The 17,128-nt window shown below is 54.3% G+C and carries 12 protein-coding genes; 3 read left to right on the plus strand and 9 right to left on the minus strand.

Features of this window, described 5'->3' with window-relative positions; genetic code table 11:
* Window positions 1–74: 74 nt before the first annotated feature.
* The 3 genes from LX87_RS21815 (at window position 75) to galU (ending at window position 4,767) form a co-directional block, all read left to right on the plus strand.
* A complete protein-coding gene (locus LX87_RS21815; protein ID WP_111630377.1) occupies window positions 75–2,666 on the plus strand; it encodes a GH116 family glycosyl-hydrolase in 2,592 nt (863 codons plus the stop codon).
* A 133-nt stretch (window positions 2,667–2,799) separates the two neighbouring features.
* The gene (locus LX87_RS21820; protein ID WP_111630378.1) at window positions 2,800–3,795 is read left to right on the plus strand and encodes a mevalonate kinase family protein; all 996 of its coding nucleotides are present in this window, start codon (window positions 2,800–2,802) and stop codon (window positions 3,793–3,795) included.
* Window positions 3,796–3,897: 102 nt separating this feature from the next.
* Window positions 3,898–4,767: a UTP--glucose-1-phosphate uridylyltransferase GalU gene (galU, locus tag LX87_RS21825; protein ID WP_111630379.1), complete on the plus strand. Its 870-nt coding sequence runs from the start codon at window positions 3,898–3,900 to the stop codon at window positions 4,765–4,767.
* A gap of 97 nt (window positions 4,768–4,864) precedes the next feature.
* Here the strand turns inward: galU and LX87_RS21830 are convergent, their stop codons facing one another.
* The 9 genes from LX87_RS21830 to LX87_RS21870 form a co-directional block, all read right to left on the minus strand.
* Entirely contained in the window at window positions 4,865–5,656 is a 792-nt protein-coding gene (locus LX87_RS21830) for an SDR family oxidoreductase (RefSeq protein WP_111630380.1), read from the minus strand.
* Window positions 5,657–6,580, minus strand: a complete 924-nt coding sequence (locus LX87_RS21835) for a Gfo/Idh/MocA family protein (protein WP_111630381.1) — start codon at window positions 6,578–6,580, stop codon at window positions 5,657–5,659.
* A 35-nt stretch (window positions 6,581–6,615) separates the two neighbouring features.
* Window positions 6,616–7,512 carry a HEAT repeat domain-containing protein gene (locus LX87_RS21840; RefSeq protein WP_111630382.1) on the minus strand — a complete coding sequence of 299 codons (897 nt, stop codon included), beginning with the start codon at window positions 7,510–7,512 and terminating at the stop codon, window positions 6,616–6,618.
* Window positions 7,513–7,553: 41 nt separating this feature from the next.
* The gene (locus LX87_RS21845) at window positions 7,554–8,585 is read right to left on the minus strand and encodes a hypothetical protein (RefSeq protein ID WP_111630383.1); all 1,032 of its coding nucleotides are present in this window, start codon (window positions 8,583–8,585) and stop codon (window positions 7,554–7,556) included.
* Between the two features lie 12 nt (window positions 8,586–8,597).
* On the minus strand, window positions 8,598–9,866 hold the full coding sequence (locus LX87_RS21850) for an MFS transporter (RefSeq protein WP_111630384.1): 1,269 nt from the start codon (window positions 9,864–9,866) through the stop codon (window positions 8,598–8,600).
* 31 nt (window positions 9,867–9,897) lie between these two features.
* Window positions 9,898–11,103: a sialidase family protein gene (locus LX87_RS21855; protein ID WP_229310763.1), complete on the minus strand. Its 1,206-nt coding sequence runs from the start codon at window positions 11,101–11,103 to the stop codon at window positions 9,898–9,900.
* A gap of 163 nt (window positions 11,104–11,266) precedes the next feature.
* Window positions 11,267–12,316: a hypothetical protein gene (locus tag LX87_RS21860; protein WP_111630385.1), complete on the minus strand. Its 1,050-nt coding sequence runs from the start codon at window positions 12,314–12,316 to the stop codon at window positions 11,267–11,269.
* Window positions 12,317–12,343: 27 nt separating this feature from the next.
* Window positions 12,344–13,819, minus strand: coding sequence for a RagB/SusD family nutrient uptake outer membrane protein (locus LX87_RS21865; protein ID WP_111630386.1), 1,476 nt, complete (start codon window positions 13,817–13,819; stop codon window positions 12,344–12,346).
* 11 nt (window positions 13,820–13,830) lie between these two features.
* The gene (locus tag LX87_RS21870) at window positions 13,831–17,052 is read right to left on the minus strand and encodes a SusC/RagA family TonB-linked outer membrane protein (protein WP_111630387.1); all 3,222 of its coding nucleotides are present in this window, start codon (window positions 17,050–17,052) and stop codon (window positions 13,831–13,833) included.
* Window positions 17,053–17,128: the final 76 nt, after the last annotated feature.

The following is a 17,128-nucleotide window of genomic DNA, read 5'->3' on the forward strand; positions in this document are numbered from 1 at the left end:
ATGGTCTTGCGTACGGTGATATCCGTCGATGTAGTGTCTTTTGTACCTTTGTCAGGACTTAACTTCCTGACCCAATGACGCGTTCTTACAGTTATCTACTCTTTGTCTTTCTGCTGGCTGCTCAGCCGGTTTGGTCGCAGTGGCAACCCGCGCCCTGGCCCGTCTTAAAACACTACGACAACGCGCATCTTTACAACATTGCCCTGCCGCTGGGCGGAATTGGCACCGGCACGGTTTCGCTGGGGGGCCGGGGCGAACTGCGCGACTGGGAAATTATGAACAAACCCGCCAAGGGGTTCAGTACCGTCACCGTAGGCAACAACGCGCCGTTTTTTGCCATCCATGTGAAGCCCGCCAACGGCAAACCCGTAACCAAAGCCTTACTGGGGCCGCTGGACCCCGCCGAATACCTCCACTACGAAGGCCGCCCGGTCAATCAGCACGGTTTTCCGCGTTTTGCCGAAGCATCGTTTGATGCGACTTATCCGCTGGGCCAGGTAAACCTCTCGGACCCGAAAATGCCGATAACAGTAAAAATCAAAGGCTTTAACCCGTTCGTGCCGGGCGATGCCGATGCGAGCGGCATCCCGATGGCCGTGCTGGCGTACGAAGTAACCAATACCGGAAAAGAACCGTTGACGGTGGCGGTTTGCGGTTCGATGCGCAATTTTATCGGGAAAGACGGCAGCCAGTACCGCAAAGACTGGAAAGGCGATGTGATTCCGCTGGGGGCCAGAAAGAACCAAAACGTTTATAAGGCGGGCGACGGTTTTCGGGGCATTTATATGTACTCCGACAGCGTCAACCGGCAGGACCCGGCCTGGGGTACCATCGCCCTGACGACCAACAGTTCCTCCGGTGTCAGTTACCGCACCTCGTCGCGGTCCAACGACTGGGAAAATGCCATGCTCGATTTCTGGGACGATTTCAGTGCCGACGGCCAGTTGACGGAAAAAGACAAACTGGAGGACGACGATCCGCTGGCGTCCCTGGCCGTTCAGAAAACCATTGCACCGGGCCAGACCCAGACGTATTCATTTTTTATCACCTGGCGTTTTCCGAACCGTCCGGCCTGGTCGTCGTATTCGTTGCAGCCGGGGCAGAATACCGTCGGCAATTATTACGCGACCCAGTATGCTGACGCCTGGGATGTGATGACCAGGGCGCTCCCGCGTTTACCGGCTCTGGAACAGAAAACCCTCCAGTTTGTCAATGCGTTTCTGGCGAGTACGTACCCGGATGTGATCAAGGAAGCGGCTTTGTTTAACCTGGCGACGCTGCGTTCGCAGACGGTTTTCCGGATTCCGAGCGGCCACCTGATGGGGTGGGAGGGTGTTTTTGATGAGAATGGTTCCTGCTTTGGTTCGTGTACGCACGTCTGGAATTACGAACAGGCCACGGCATTCCTGTTTGCGGATTTGTCGCAGTCGATGCGGGATATTGAGTTTAATTATGCCACCAACCCAGCCGGGAAGATGAGTTTCCGGGTGATGCTGCCGCTGTCGAAAGCGCAGGACTGGAATAACGCAGCCGCCGACGGGCAGATGGGAACAGTGCTGAAGTTCTACCGCGACTGGCAACTTTCGGGCAATCCGGAGTTTCTACGCAAAAACTGGGAGCCGGTAAAACGCGTGATGAGCTACGCCTGGGTTCCGGGTGGCTGGGACGGTAACCAGGACGGCGTGATGGAAGGGCGGCAGCACAATACGATGGATGTCGATTATTTTGGCCCCAATCCGCAGATGGGGTTCTGGTATCTGGCCGCCCTGAAAGCCACCGCCGAAATGGCAACGGCCATGAAGGACAAGGCGCTGGCCCAGAAATGCCTGGACTTATACCAGAAAGGTAGCGTCTGGATGGACCAGAACCTGTTCAACGGCGAATACTACGAACACAAAATTACCGACCCGAAAACGTTTGCCTTTCTGGATTGGGAACATAACCCGAACGTGGCCGTGCCGGATTACCAGTTGGGCAAAGGCTGTCTGGTCGATCAGTTGGTGGGGCAGATGATGGCCCATGTGCTGGGGCTGGGCTATCTGGCCAAACCGGAACATATCCAGAAAACGCTGCAAAGCGTGATGAAATACAATTACCTGGACAATTTCTCCGATCATTTCAACAACATGCGGTCGTATGTGATGGGCGACGAAGCGGGCCTGCTGATGGCCAGCTGGCCGAAGGGCCGGTTGAAGGTGCCCTTTCCGTATTTTGCCGAATCCATGACCGGTTTTGAATACACTGCCGCCGTCGGAATGCTCTACGAAGGCCAGACGGAAAACGCCCTGAAATGCCTGAAAAGCATCCGCGACCGCTTCGATGGCCGCAAGCGCAACCCGTTCAATGAACCCGAATGCGGACATCACTACGCCCGTTCGATGACCAGTTGGAATACCGTTCTGGCCTGGAGCGGGTTTCGGTACTCCGGCGTCTCGGAATCAATGACCTTTACGGACCGCCCGGGCACGTATTTCTGGTCGAACGGGTCGGCCTGGGGAACGTGCACGATTGCGCCGGAGGCAGCCCTAAACCGCGTATCGCTGACGGTGCTGAACGGCAAAATACGGCTTCGTCAGGTTGAACTCCAGGGAGGTGGAAAGCAACGGTTTAAACAGCCGAAGGAAGTAGCGGAAGGAGAAAAGCTGGATTTTACGGTGCAACAATGAGCCAAGTGGAGGGCTATAAACAACCACTAACTCAGCTATACCGGATGTGAAGCGCCATTTATTCATTATTCATTGTTCAATATTTATTTAACCCCTAACTTGCCGGCTACGTTACCACCAATCCGTTTAACCCTTGATTATTGAAACACGCGCCTACGCCCGCGCCGGGTTGTTAGGCAATCCATCCGACGGTTTTTTCGGTAAAACGATCTCCATTTCCGTCAGAAATTTTGGTGCGTCGATCTCGTTGTACGAGTCGCCGGAACTAAACATCGAGCCGCAGCCACAGGACACCAACTCGTTTCGGAGCATTTATCACCTGCGCGACGCTGTGGCCTCGCTGGGCTATCACGGCGGGATACCGCTCATCAAAGCCGCCCTCAAACGGTTCTGTGAGTACTGCGACCAGCAGGGTATCCGGCTGCCGAACCGTAACTTTACCATCCGCTACAGCACATCCATTCCGCGTCAGGTGGGGCTTTCGGGCTCCAGCGCTATTGTGGTGGCCACGTTCCGGGCGTTAATGAAGTTTTACCAGCTTGACATTCCGCTGCCGCAATTGCCGACGCTGGTGCTCAAAACCGAATCCGAAGAACTGGGCATTACGGCTGGCTTGCAGGACCGCGTAATTCAGTGCTACGAAGGCTGCGTTTACATGAACTTCGACCGGGATCAGATTGAACGCTGCGGCCACGGCATCTACGAACCCGTTGACCCCCGGCTGCTGCCCAAATTGTATATTGCCTACAAAACCTCGCTGGGCAAGCAATCGGGCCGGATTCACAACGATGTGCGTTCGCGGTGGGATAAAGGGGAGGAGCTGGTCGTCAAGACGTTGCAGGAAATTGCCGACGTGGCCCGCCAGGGCCGTGAAGCCCTGCTGAATAACGATACGAGCCAGTTTCACGGCCTGGTCAATCAGAATTTCGACCTGCGCACCCGGATTTATACCATCAGCGAAAGCAACCTGGAAATGATCTCGGCAGCCCGGCGCATCGGTGCATCGGCCTCATTTGCCGGGTCGGGCGGGGCCATCGTCGGTACTTACAAAGACGACGATATGCTCAACCGCCTGTTCGTCGAAATGAAACACCTCAACGCCCGCGTCATCAAACCGTACGTAGTTTAATTTTGAATGATAGAATGAGTGAATGAGCGAATCGCAGCGCCCGGTGTTGGCTTTTCGCAGCGCTATTCACTCATTCTATCATTCGCTCATTCACTCCTTGATATGATTAAGAAAGCCGTTATTCCTGCTGCCGGACTGGGAACCCGATTTTTGCCGGCCACCAAAGCGCAACCCAAAGAAATGCTGCCGATTATCGACATGCCCACCATCCAGTATGTGGTGCAGGAAGCCGTCGATTCGGGAATTGAAGATATCTTGATTATCACCGGAAAAGGCAAGCGTTCGATCGAAGACCACTTTGATCGGAACTACGAACTCGAAACCCGGCTGGAAGAAAAAGAAGATGAAGCCCTGCTGGTCGAAATGCGCCGGTTGTCGGACATGGCCGATATTCATTTTGTTCGGCAAAAAGAACTGAACGGGTTGGGCGATGCCATTTATTATGCCCGCCATCACGTTGGCAATGAGCCGTTTGCGGTTTTGTTGGGAGACACCATCATGGATTCTGTCATTCCGGTGACGCAACAGTTGATCGATACGTATGATCAATACCGTGGAACGGTGATTGCCGTGGAAGAGGTGCCGAGTGATAAGGTAAACCGCTACGGAATTGTCGGTGGAACGACGCTGAGCGACAGCATTATGGAGTTGACGACACTGGTTGAAAAACCGGCTCTGGATGCGGCTCCCTCTAACCTGGCGATTGCCGGACGGTATATCCTGACGCCCGATATTTTTTCGGCTATTGAGCAGACACCGAAAGGTAAAAACAACGAAATTCAGTTAACAGACGCGATGTTGCTGCTGCTGAAACGCGAAAATATTTATTCGCACCGCATCGAGGGCAAGCGGCACGACATTGGTAATAAACTGGATTTCCTGAAAACTACGGTTGAATTTGCCCTGAAACGCAAAGAGTTTTCGGCGCCGTTTCTGAAATTTTTGAAGGAAATCGTCGCTGAACATTCCTGATCAGACTCACGAACGTTTGCTTTTTACACCAGAAGCCCGCCAGATACAACTGGCGGGCTTCTGCTATTAATAACATTTTGAGAACGTAAGGCTGATATTACCAGCTTGTCCAGCCGCCATCGACAAACAGATTCTGCCCGGTCACGTACGAAGCGGCTTCGGAGAGCAGAAAAGCGACGGCTCCGGCGATTTCGGGCGATTGGCCGATGCGTCCCAGCGGTGTTTTCTGCGCCAGCCGTTCCACAAATTCCGATTCGTTCTGCTGCACCGCCGGATTCGGAAACGGGCCGGGCGAAAGGCAGTTGCAGCGCACACCCTGCCGCCCCCAGTGAACGGCCAGATACCGGGTCATCTGAATAATACCGGCTTTGCCAACTCCGTATTCGATGGGATTTTTGTTCATTGGAGCCTGATAGACAGCCGGATCTGGCGACACCGATCCGTACATACTGGAAAACAGTACGATACTGCCCCGGCCTAAGCGAGCCATTTCCTGCCCCACCTGCCGCGCCAGCAGAAATGTGGCTGTGAGTCCGCCGTGATTTACTTCGTCGAAATCCTCTTCGGTCAATTCTTCCAGTTTTTTTCCGGTCGAGGCAAAGGCCAGATTAACCAGACCGTGCGGCACTCCCCGACGCTCTAGTTGCTCGCTGACAAACTGCTGGATGGCGGCACCCTGCCGGATGTCGAGAGAAGCCGGGGTTACCTGAGCAGCCAGTTGAGCATCGTTGACAAAAGTAGCCGCCCGGTCGTCCAGATCGGCACAGAGGACGCTGGCTCCCGCAGCCTGAAGCAGCCGCACGGTGGCCTGACCCAGATAACCGGCCCCGCCAATCACCCAGATATCTTTTCCGTGCAGACCGAATGCGTTTGTGAACAAATCCGTCATTTATGAATTCAGGTAAACGATTCTGCCGCCCTGCGCCAGACTTTCCCGGGCGGCCAGCAGCGTTCGGATGATGTTTTCGGTTTTCGCAAAGGACAAACGCGGGTTGTTTTCTTCCACCGACCGGATAAACTCGATCAGGTTATCCCGGAACATTCCGAACCAGTTTTTGACCTCAATCAGCCGCCAGCCGTCTTTGCCGAACAGCGAAATCTGGAACGTCAGGGCAATGTCCATGAACAGGTGGACGGTGGCCTGCAAGCCATCGGCAAATTCCAGATAGACCACATCACCCCCGTCGCGCCCAACGTGCCGGACGGAAACCGGCGTCGGATCGTCGAGCACCATAAACAGGCCCTCCAGCATATGAACACCGTATTTGATCCAGTCTTTCTTGCCCACCGAGGTAGCTAGTTGCAGTTTGCCCAGGGCGGCAATCTCATTCTTAACCGCCCGCAATTCAGTAGCGTAGCGCATGGACGAACACGACATAATGAACTTGCCGCTGGCCACCTGTTCGGCGAAATAGGCCAGGTCTTTGGCGCTGCTGGCCAATGGTTTGTCAATAAAAAGCGGTACACCGGCTTCAATGAACGGTTTCGCCATTTCGACGTGGTATTCGGGGTCGTCGCGCGCCAGAATGACCGCATCGACCTGCCCGATCATTTCCGCCAATTCGTCTACGACGTGTTCCACCCGCACGGCTTTGGCGATGCTTTCCGAAATCGCCCGGTCCTGCGTCCAGACGTGGGTGACCTGCGCACCCGGAATGCCCAGCAGATCGCGGTTGGCCGTCAGGTAGGCCGACACGCCCGGGTAGCCAACCCGGTTGATCTCGTCGGCGTCGAAAAAACCGTTGACGATGGCCGACCACGAGTACGGATGGGCGTTGCCCGCACTCATGCCAATGATTCCAATTTTTATCACTGTCTTATCAGTTATGTTCACTCCCGCCGGGCGGGTTATCCTCTTTTTTGAATTTTCAGAATGGCGTACGCGGCCCCCGCGCGAACATCCGCATTTTCGTGTTTCAGCATGGGCGTCAAAACCGCTACATCGGCCGGACGCCCGGTTTCGGCCAGTGCCGTCACCAACTCCAGCCGGTCGCCAACGGCTTCCGACTGTTTGGCCGCCAGCATCTTAATCCGCAGCAGACGATACGGTTCCGATCGGGTTGCGCTCGGAGAAGCCGTGACCAAAGCCGCATGCACCAGATTCAGTTGAACGCCCGACGAAATGGGTTCCGACAAAGCCGCTTCGGCCAGTTTCTTCCAGTCGGCGGCACTCAACCCGCCTAGCCGACGGAGAATAAACGTCCCCAATCTTCGGGGAGCGGCCTCTTCCTGCCGATTCAGGGCCAGGGTCAGAAATTGCTGGCGATTGGCCGTAGCCGCTTTGGAATCGGCCAGCGAAGCGCCCCACAGGGTGTAGAGCGATAAGGGACGGCTTTCACCGGCAATGGCTTTGCGGGTTGCTTCGGCATCGACGGTGGTTGGCGAAATGCCGAGTTTGGCCAGGGTTTCGGCGGCATGGATGCGGTCCGGACCGGCTAGGTCTTTGAACGCGGCCGCAATCTGGTCGGTCCATTTTTTCTTTTCCTCTGGACTGGCAGCCGCCTGGGCCAATACCCGCCAGATGCCGATACGGTATTGCGGTTTGGTGGCAAACTGCCGTAGCTCGTTCAGGTAAACGTCCTGAACACCCGCCGGTTGGCCGAGCCAGAGCAGGTATTCGGCCGCGTGGACTTTAATCCATTCCTGTTCGGTCTGTAAAACCGTCCGCAGTTCCTGAAGGCATTGATTTCGCAGGGTATCGGGTAAGGCTTGCACCGAAGCAGGCAAGCTGGCAATATTGATCATGATGAAAAATAGGGAAACAAATCTGGCTAATGGGCTCATAGTCAAAGCTTGTCAAGCGGAACCTGCGCCAGATAGATGGCCGATTTTCCGTCGTGAGTCGAATAATACGATACCCAGAGTTTATTCTGGTGAATGACCATGCCCGGATAACTCGCATCGCCACTGCTCGGAAACGGAATCGTTTTGGTGACCGTCCCATTTCGGTCCGTCAGAAACAGGGCCATTTTGTTCGGCGATGCATAATTCCGGGAGCCAACGACGAGTTTCTGGTCATTCAGCATCAGGAAGTTAGGGCCACCCAGCCGGATGGTCATTTTGTGGTACGTCCAATCGGTATACGGCGCTTTGCTTTCGGCCAGAACGCCCATCTGGTCCTCGGCTTCCCGGCGGATCAGGACGAGCATATTACCGTTTTTGTCAAACCGGATGGTCGATTCATTCGGTCGGCCCGTTACGTCGAGGTCGGACACCTTGTCGTAGGTAATACCGTCTTTGGTTTTCAACAGATAGACCACCCATTTATCGTCGGTCTGTACCTGATAATCAATGGCGTAGCCTGTGCCTTTGTGCCAGGTCGTGCGCCATATCCAGTCTTTGGAAGGCGAAATGGCCGGGTCCAGAATCGATTTCCGGGGCGCTGAAAAATTCAGTCCTTTTTTGTCGGAAAACGAAACCATCGGGGCAATCTGCTGCGCTTTCACTTTTCCGTCTACCGGCCCGAAAACCGCTCCGGCCAGGGTAAGCATCAGCCTTTTGTCGGGGGTGATTGTCAGTTTCGGGTCGCGCAGATCAATTTCGGGAATCGCCAGCAGGGCAACGCTGATCCATTCCTTTCCATCACGGGATTTCAGCACGCGCACCTTGCCACTGTTGGTCATATCAACGTGGTTGACTCCTTCGCGGAAGGTGCAGTAAAACGCGTTGTTGAACAGCACCAGATCCGTAAAGGCGCTGTGGGGCGGCTGGTCCCAGATTTTGGTGACGCTCACGTAATCCGGAAACGGACCGTCCTGCGCCCGAATCGGCTGCAAACCACAAAAAAGCAGGGTCAGGAATAACAGAAATTTTTTCATCGGTTTTTGGGGTTACTGTTCGGATGAGGTAAGCCGGGTTTGTGATTTTAGCCAGAACAACGTAGCTGCGCAGATCAGCAGCAATACCGTAGCGATCTGAAACAACTGGCTGAAACTCACCTGAGCATCCCGCAAGGCTCCCCCGGCGTACAAACTCAGACCGCCCACGATGCAACTGCCCAGATTCAGAATGCCGTATCCGGTGGCCCGGTACCGCTCGTCGGCAATCAGGCACAGAATCGGCATCATGTTCGTATCGGCAAACACGCGTGTAAAGGCGAAGCAGATAAACCCAACAATGGCGACCGCCAAAACCGGGGTGGTGCTGGCCAGAAAAATGGCCGGGGCCGCGATGCAGAGCGCCAGAGCCGGAACCAGAATCCGACCGCGTGGATTATTGCGGCTTATCCGGTCGGTCAGTGCCCCGCCAACGAGAACGCCCACCAGGGCAGCGGTGTGGAAATAGCCGGTGGCATAGAGTCCGGCCTGCGACTGCGGCAGGTTGAAATGTTCCTGGTAAAACGTGGGCAACCACCCGACCACCAGCCAGCCGACTACGCCGAGCAGCGCCCAGAAAAGCAGCAGCAAGCTAAACGCCGGTTTGCTGAACAGATTCCGGACCGCTTCGCCAAAACGCACGGGTTTTTCGGTTCGGGTCAGAACGGTTTCGTCTTCCACGGGCCTCGGGGCGTCGCGTAAAAACAAAGCCAGTACAACGGCGTACCCGATGCCCACCAGCCCAAAGACGCTGAACGCTGTACTCCAGTCGCGGTTTTCGGCAATCATCCCGCCCAGAAAACCCAGGCTTTGCCCAATCATCACCCCTGCCAGATGAATGCCCGTTGCCAGCGAGCGGGTCGGGCCACGGTGGTAATCCACAATCAGGGCCATAGCCGCCGGAATGTAACAGGCTTCGCTGATGCCCATCAGGGCGCGGGTCAGCAGCAATTCTTCGAAGGTAGTGGCATGGGCGGTCAGCCAGGTCACCAGCGACCAGACGAACAGACTGCCGATAATGACCCGGCTGCGGTTGAACCGGTCGGCCAGAAAACCGGCGTACGGGCTCAGCAGCCCGTAAATCCAGAGGAAAACCGCCGTTAGCAACCCAAATTGTGCATCGGTCATCGGAATGGCCGCCTTGATCGACTCGCGCATGGTGGTGATCATGATGCGGTCGAGGTAGTTCAGGCAGCCCACCACGCAGAGCAGGGCCACAACCAGCCAGGCCCGCGCCGGAACGGTGACAATTTTAGGGGTGCTAACGATTGTATCGGTTTTCATAAAAAGGGTTCAGGAGCTACGGAGGGTACGATTACTTCAGTTCCAGAATCGATCCGGCAATGTGACGGGTACCATTGTTCAGGTTGTAATAATAGACAACCAGCACCCGGTTTTTATCCAGTTGCACCGACCACGGATAGCCAATGTCGCCGTTGCCGCCGTCCTCGCGCAGCACAATTTCGGGAGCGGTTTTATAATCGGTGCATTCGGCGTTCAGGATGCGCGCCCGGATTCCATACGGTTTATGACGGTATCCGTAGACGAGCATGACCCGGTTGTCGGCCAGTCGCATAGCCTGCATGGGGTGGCCCTGAAAGCCCATTTTTTCCCACTTGAAGCTTTTTCCGCCATCGGTCGAGCGGGCAATACACGCCTGATCGTCCATGTCGGCGGTGCGCAGAAAACCAATAATATCACCTTTGGGCGTTTCATAAGCCGATGCTTCGTTGAAAGACGCCTTGTCATCAATGGCGACTACGCTCTGGTATTTCCAGGTCAGGCCCTTGTCGTCCGACACGATCAAATGGTTGGAGGTTTTCTTGGGCGAATTGGAATCACTGGAAGCGACCACCCAGTAGATACGGCCGCTTTTGCCTTCGTACAAAGCGCCCCGGTTGTAGGCCGGGATGGGTGTTCCGCCGAGGGGACTGTAGTTGATTTCGGGTTCGATATGGAGCGGATAGATCGGTCCCTGCCAGGTTTTGGCGCCATCGGTGGAACGCACCAGATAACCGCCCAGAAAATAAGCGTCGCCCCCTTTAAAGAACGGCTTTTTCAGGTTTTCGACCCCGTCGGGACGCAGGAACGCCCAGCCGTAACTGGCGCACAGAATATCGCCGTTTTTCAGTTGCAGCAGACACGGGTCCTGCGAGCCGCCAAACGCGTGGGAATAAATCAGTTCCGGTTCTTTCGTCCAGTTTTCCCCATCCTTCGAGCGGACGGCTACCAGATAGCTGTTCGGGTCTACGTGGCTGGTACCCTTTTCGCCAAAGCCTTTGCGGTCCGGGGCCCGCCGGAAAGCCAGCAGGTATTCTCCGTTGGGTTTTTTGATGATCGAAGGAAACGACGAGTAAAACCGTTCATCCTGATAAATCACCAGATCTTTCACTTTCCGGGCCTGCGGTTTTGCTTCGCGGGGGGCGGGGGGCTCCGGTTCCGATACGGTTTTGGGAGCCATCGCAATGGAGGCTAAACAAGTCAGGAATACCCAAATGGCGGGTTTAAATACTTTTTTCATATACTAAAAGTTGATAACACTCTTAAATTGGTTACAAAGCAATGCGCATCAGTCCTTTGGCAATCTCAACTGCCGCACTGTGTCCTCGGTAGCAGCCCGAAATCGGGTTGAGTTCGGCCGGGATGATAAAAGCCTGGATAATCCCGTTGGGAGCGTCGCTTACTTAATTGGTGGTGCTAATCTGGTTTAGCGGCACTTTTGCAAAATAGATACTGGATTTCCCCTCATGGCTTGAATAATAGGTAACCAGCAGCTTATCCTTTTCGAGTACTAATCCGGGATAGCTACTGTCGCCATTACTGGGCAATTTGATCGTTTTCTTGATGTTGCCCTTCAAATCCAGCAGGTGAAGCGCGGTTGACGCCTGTTTGCCTTCGTGGAAGCGGGTGCCTAGAACAAGCTGGTTTTTATCTAAAAACAGGAAGTTGGGGCCGCCCAGGCGCACCGTTAGTTTATCGTAGCTCCAGTTTTTGTAGGGGGGCAGGCTAGTGTACAGAACGCCCATCTGATCCTCCGTTTCGCGCCGGAGAACGATGAACATCTTGTCGTTTTTATCAAAGCGGATGGTGGCTTCGTTGGGGCTGCCGTCCACCGATAAATCCGCCACTTTCTCAAACTTCCGGCCATCCTTGGTTTTCAGGACCTGCGCAAACATGTCCCGCTTCCATTTCCCGTTTACGTCGGTATATTTTATGCTATACATGACCCCGTAGCCAACGCCCTTGTGCCAGGTTACGCGCCAGATCCAGTCCAGCGTGGGCGTGATTCCCGAACCATACGTCACTTTCTGCAAGGGCGTGAAATTCTCGCCGGCCTTGTCAGAGAAGGAAGCATAGGGCGTTAAGGTCCAGTAGCGGCCATCCCGAAATTTGCCAGCCGCGACAATGGCCATGAGGGTTCCGTCAGGACGCACCGAAAGCCGGGCCTCCCGGACATCTTCCGTGCTGGATTCAAAAAGCTTGACGGATTCCCACTTCACACCATCTTTGGAGCGGATGACGCGGACCTTGCCATCACTCTCGTTGCCGACGTGGTTGGTCGCTTCGCGCAGCGTGCAGTAATAATAATCCTTGAATTTGATCAAATCGGGAAACGCGTCATGGGGGCTTTTATCCCAGATTTTGGTCACTTCAATTTCACTGTTCTCCTGTGCATGGGCAGCTGTTATACAGGCCAGTCCAAGCCAAAGCAGGATGTATTTTCCAACTTTCATATCAGTTAAGGGTTTAGGAAATCAAAATTAATAGCCGGGATTCTGCTTCACTTTGGGTTCCAGGCTTAATACGCCGTTGGAAATGGGGAACAGCAGCAAATCGTTCTGGCCTTTTTTGCTCTGAAGATTCGGCACCAGGTCGAAGGCTTTGCCGAACCGGACCAGGTCCCACCAGCGTTTGCCTTCAAACAGCAGTTCCAGCAGCCGTTCTTTCAGAATGGCCTCGTCGTTTTGCTCCTTCGTACCGCTGACAAAGACGTGTTTGCCCGCATTTTCCTTATATGCCCGCTGCCGAACCAGATTGATTTCGGTGGAGGGGTCCTGCCCCAGCGCATTCTTGGCTTCGGCTTTCATTAACAGAATGTCCGCGTACCGATACAGGATAATATCGCTCAGGAAAAGCCGGTTTCCACCTACGATGACGCCCTGTCCTTTCATCGTCAGCGTGGTGTAAAAGGTGGGTTTCCCGGCCGCATCGTACGTGTATACTTCGTGGAAACTGGCCTTTTTGCGAGTGTCATCCTCCGTAAATTGTTTCCGGACCAGATCCGTTACCACCAGCAAGCCCTGTCCACTGCCCACGGGATTAATCATTTTCAGGGTTTCCGCATCGGTATTGGCCGGTACGGCGCTGCCGATAATCCACTGCCGCCAGAAGTGATTGTTAGCCGCGCCGTCCAGATCCTGGAACCGGATGGCCATCACAATCTCTTTATTGCCCTTATTGGCATACTGAAACAGATCGCCATAGTTGGGCAACAGCGACACATCGGCTTTCTCGATTTCACCGATTGCGGCCAGCGCCGTCGTAAAATCACCCTGACCGCCGTTCAACCGCTTGGCCGTCCAGAGGTGTACGTCGGCTTTCACAGCCTGGGCCGCTGGTTTCGACCACTTGAAACGCCCGGTCGGAAAATTGTTGTCGGGATACAGTTGCAGGGCTTTTTCCAGATCGTCCTTGATTAATTTGAAAATCTCAGCCTGCGGAGAGCGCTCTTTTACGGTTACGTCGGCGCTGGCACTTTCGGTTGGCTCCGTGCGGATGATTAAATCGCCCCAGGTTTTGGTCATGGCGAAATAGGTAAACGCTCGCATGGTATAAGCCTGGGCCAGGATCGAATTTTTGGCGGCTTCTGAACTGAACGTAATCCCCGGAACATACTTCAGAATCAGGTTGGCCGAGTTGATCACCGTATAATAAATCCGCCAATCCGTATGCAGGGGCTGATCGGCACTTAAGGCATTGTGCAGCATGTCATTCCCCCCAGTGCCGTACACTCCGCCCTGGAAGATTTCGGAGCGTTGTTCACCGACCGCCGTGAGGGCATCTTCAATGGCGCGCAGGTTTACATACATCCCGTTCAGGGCTCCTTCGGCATCGTTCTGAGTTTTCCAGAATGTATTGTTGGTAATAACGCTCACTGGACTTACATCCAGGACATTACAGGAAAAACAACTAATCAGAATAAAACTGATACTGAATACTAGTTTAAGACTTTTCATAGCGCGTTCGATCAGAATGACAGTTTAGCTCCGAAAATGATATTCTTTGGCAGGGCATACCGGCCATCGTCTTTTCCGCCTTCTTCCGGGTTAAGACCGTTGTATTTCGTGAAGTAATGAATGTTATTGAGCGTCGCGTTGAACCGGAGATTGGCAACTTTGAACTTGCTCAGGAATGAGGTCGGGACTCCATAGCTCAGGGTGATTTCGCGCAGGGCCAGGAAGTCGCCGGAACCATAATAAAGGGATGTGCCTCCCGTTGTTGTGCCGTCAAACAGGTTGCGCTGTACGCGTTCTCCACCCCAGTACGAGCGGGGCAGCTCGGCAATATCGCCCTGTTTTTTCCACGAACGATCCACCATGTCCTGCGTCAGGTTGCCATCGGCATACATGTTGCCATCCAGAAACATTTTCGCCCAGTTGAAGATGGTATGCCCCGCCGTGTAATCCATCCGGACGTACAGCGACAGGTTTTTGTAGCTGACGGTATTAGCCATCCCACCTGTCCAGACCGGGAACTGATTGCCCATGTACCGCTTGTCGCGGGAGTCGATCAGACCATTCTTGTCGGCATCATAATATTCAACATCTCCTCCGTATTGCTTTTTGTCGTTCCCCACAATGTAGGTAGCAACGGGGCCACTCTGGGCCGCTTCATCCGTGGGGTATACCCGAACGAACTGCCGATCATACATTTCACCCATTCGGAGCCCTTCCTGCAAACCGCCTTTCCAGCGGTAATCCTGCGCGGCATCGTCCCAGACCAGAAAACCGCCTACCCGGTTATTTTCCGCGCCGTTATAGGGAAGTTTCAGGATCTTGTTTTTGGTCTTGGAAGCATTGAAACTCAACTGCCACTGAACCGGCGAAGAGGGGCCTAACACCCGGGCGCCCAGTTCCAGGTCAAAGCCCCGGTTTTGCAGGCTGCCCAGATTGGTCAGTACACTCGAAAAACCCGTCGAATTTGGAAGGGGGAGACTGGTTAGCAGGTTATCCGTTACCCGGCTATAGACATCGGCAATCAGGGTTACGCGGTTGCTGAAAAAGCCCAGATCGGTACCGATATTGAACGTTTTCGACTGCTCCCACTTTAAGTCCTTATTGGCAATAACGGTATTCTGAATGGCAGCAGCTCCGGCATATCTTGCGCCGACACTGTAAGCCCCTTGTGCCGTAAAGTCACCCAAACCGCTGATATTCCCGTTGACCCCGTAACTGGCCCGGAGCTTCAACTGCGACCACGTATTATTAGACCAGGTCCAGAATTTTTCGTTGTGCACATTCCAGCCCAGCGAAACCCCCGGAAAAAAGCCCCATTTGTAGGCATCCCCCAAATTGGAAGCCCCATCGTAGCGCATATTGAGCGAAACCAGGTACTTCATGTCATAATTGTAATTGGCGCTGGCGAAGTAGCCCATGATGACATGTTTCGAAATCGAACTGCTGACAGAAACCGCTTCCCCGGAAGCATTCAGCGTTGGAATCAAATCGGTTGACGCATTCCGGCCACTGGCGCTCAACGCGCTGTTTTTCCGGTCGTAGTAGGCAAAACCGGCCCGGGCATCCAGGTTGTGCACCCGGTTAAAGGTCTTGTTGTAGGAGAATACCCCATCCACCTGATACTGTAGCCATTTGGAACTGCTGGCCGATGCGACCCGGGAATCGACATACGCCGTGGGACCATTCCAGTAACCCGGTTGGAAATTATACGAGTTACCCGTCGTGTTGTACATGGATACCAGCGGTTCGAACGCCAGACCGGGAGCAATATCCCACCGACCGCCGAACGACAAGGTCAGTTTCTCGTTGACATTCTCATTGACCCGGGTTGTCATCTGATACAGCGGGTTACCGATCGAGTTGTTCGTACCGGGCGCCAGCGTACCGTCTTCAAAATACAGCTTGGCGGTAGGGGCCAGACCGGCATTGCGGTAGAAAATAACCGCAGTGGAGCTGTAGGGTTCGTTGTTGGAGGCCCGGGAATAAATGGCACTCGACGTAATTTTAAGGTTATCCCGAACTTTCAGTTCACCGCTCATATTCAGGCTTAACCGGTCGTATTTTGTGGTAATAACGGTTCCGTCGGCTTTCAGGTAGCCAAGCCCGACATTGAACGTCGATTTGTCATTTCCGCCCGAAATGTTCAGGTTGTGGTTGTGCGACAGGGCCGTTTGATACAGCAGGGACTGGAAATCGGTATCCTGAAAGATCAGGGTTTTGGTCGGGTCGGCGGGGTCGGGCATACTTTGCCAGCCTTCGTTCAGTTTGTGCTGGTTTGCGGGCGTCAGATACTGCGTGGTAAAAGCCGTATTCCGGGTTAAATCGTTACCTGTACCGTATCCCATCGGTAGTGTCAACCGCGACGCATAACTGCCAAATTTGGCATCGTCACTAAAAACGCCCAGGCGGTTGATTGTCAGGTAGTCCCGCGCATTGGCCATTTTGTACAGTTTACCGGGCCGAGAGTCCGTCAGATCATAACTGTAAGAAATCCGGGCCTGCCCCGATTTACCCCGGCGTGTGGTCACGATAACCACCCCGTTGGAGCCCCGGGCACCGTAGATGGCCGTCGAAGCGGCATCTTTCAAGACCTGCATGGTTTCGATCTCGTCGGCGTTCAGGTCGCTCAAATCTGTCCTGATAACCCCGTCGATGATGTACAGCGGAGCGGCTGCGTCCGGGTTATTGATGGAGGTTCCTCCGCGGACGATTACGCGGGGGGCGGCACCCGGCTGGCCGGACGTGCTCTGTACGCGAACACCCGAAACCGACCCTTGCAGGGCCGATGCCGGGTTGGCCATCGGCACGTTTTCCAATACCTTATTATCAATTTTACTGATCGAAGTGGTCAGCGTTTCCCGCGACTGCGTTCCGTAGCCCACCACCACGACCTCATTCAGCGTTTTGGTGTCTCCTTTCAGGGTAATGCTCACCAGCGACTGGCTGCCAACGGTTATTTCCTGAGACTCATAGCCCAGAAAGCTAAAGACCAGCACCGCCTGGTCGTTGGGAACATTGATGGCATACTGGCCATTGACGTCGGTCGTGGTTCCGGTTGTGGTTCCTTTCAGAACGATGCTCACGCCGGGCAGACCTTCGTTGCGCTCGTCGGTAACAGTGCCCTTAACCGTACGGGTTTGCTGAGCCACAACCGCCAGGCTGCAACAGAGCAGTGTAAGCAGAAAAAAACAGTGCTTTCCCGTTAAAAAAGCTGGTAAAGTTTTCTTTTTCATAAGTATCCCGAATAAAAAGTCGTGCCGAAGTTGACAGAAGCAAAATTAGGTTTCGGTCCTGTCGAAATCTGCTACT

Source organism: Larkinella arboricola (assembly GCF_003259745.1).
Lineage (GTDB): Bacteria > Bacteroidota > Bacteroidia > Cytophagales > Spirosomataceae > Larkinella > Larkinella arboricola.

What these genes read in the sequence shown, in the direction of transcription:
- LX87_RS21815 (WP_111630377.1), top strand. Translation starts at nt 75, where the DNA reads ATGACGCGTTCTTACAGTTATCTACTCTTTGTCTTTCTGCTGGCTGCT.
- galU (WP_111630379.1), top strand. Translation starts at nt 3,898, where the DNA reads ATGATTAAGAAAGCCGTTATTCCTGCTGCCGGACTGGGAACCCGATTT.
- LX87_RS21830 (WP_111630380.1), bottom strand. Translation starts at nt 5,656, where the DNA reads ATGACGGATTTGTTCACAAACGCATTCGGTCTGCACGGAAAAGATATC.
- LX87_RS21840 (WP_111630382.1), bottom strand. Translation starts at nt 7,512, where the DNA reads ATGATCAATATTGCCAGCTTGCCTGCTTCGGTGCAAGCCTTACCCGAT.
- LX87_RS21845 (WP_111630383.1), bottom strand. Translation starts at nt 8,585, where the DNA reads ATGAAAAAATTTCTGTTATTCCTGACCCTGCTTTTTTGTGGTTTGCAG.
- LX87_RS21850 (WP_111630384.1), bottom strand. Translation starts at nt 9,866, where the DNA reads ATGAAAACCGATACAATCGTTAGCACCCCTAAAATTGTCACCGTTCCG.
- LX87_RS21855 (WP_229310763.1), bottom strand. Translation starts at nt 11,103, where the DNA reads ATGAAAAAAGTATTTAAACCCGCCATTTGGGTATTCCTGACTTGTTTA.
- LX87_RS21860 (WP_111630385.1), bottom strand. Translation starts at nt 12,316, where the DNA reads ATGAAAGTTGGAAAATACATCCTGCTTTGGCTTGGACTGGCCTGTATA.
- LX87_RS21865 (WP_111630386.1), bottom strand. Translation starts at nt 13,819, where the DNA reads ATGAAAAGTCTTAAACTAGTATTCAGTATCAGTTTTATTCTGATTAGT.
- LX87_RS21870 (WP_111630387.1), bottom strand. Translation starts at nt 17,052, where the DNA reads ATGAAAAAGAAAACTTTACCAGCTTTTTTAACGGGAAAGCACTGTTTT.